The organism is bacterium (assembly GCA_024228115.1).
Lineage (GTDB): Bacteria > Myxococcota_A > UBA9160 > UBA9160 > UBA6930.
This window is the reverse complement of sequence record JAAETT010000475.1, coordinates 1-570: the sequence shown is the minus strand read 5'-3', so window position 1 is coordinate 570 and position 570 is coordinate 1. Positions and strand designations below refer to the sequence as shown.

Genomic DNA, 570 nt, shown 5'->3' with positions numbered 1-570 from the left:
TCCGCCGGAATCCGGTCTTCCAGCGCTACGTAGCTGAACATCGAACCCTGCTCTCGATCGCTTCCCCGCATTCCCTCTACCCCCGCCTCTTTTCTACCATTTGAAGGAGTGAAGCACGGGGTTTTTCAGCACCCTGCTAACTCGTCGAGCGTCGTGCCCTTCACTACGCGCCGGGATTGGCGGAGTCGGAGGATCTGCGCGGAAGTCGCGGCTCCGAGCTTTTCCACGATCGGAGGCGGCTTGGCCGCTACCGCCGGGGGCGTCGGTGCCGGCTGCAGGCGAGAGCCATCACCGATCGATCGCAGCAGATCGCGTGTACCCTCCTCACCGAGGACACGTTGGGCAAGGTCTACTGCACCGCCGCCCGTGCCTTCTCCGCGGTCGTACCAGACGAGCTTCTCCTCATTGATGTCGAGAGAAGGGTCTTCATCTGTTGGCGATCACGAGAAACCGTAGAAATCTGATCATCTAGCCGTGGTCGCGCGCGAGTGCTGGTTTCTCGTCAGAACGGCGAATCGGTGTCGGTCGGATCGGTGTCGAGTTCGCGATCGAGAGCCGCGAGGTAGTGTC

The 570-nt window shown here is 61.6% G+C and carries 1 protein-coding gene; it reads left to right on the top strand.

What is annotated here, in order from left to right:
• Positions 1-176 precede the first annotated feature (176 nt).
• Positions 177-464, top strand: a complete 288-nt coding sequence (locus GY937_20490) for a hypothetical protein (protein ID MCP5059090.1) — start codon at positions 177-179, stop codon at positions 462-464.
• The last annotated feature ends 106 nt before the right edge of the window (positions 465-570 follow it).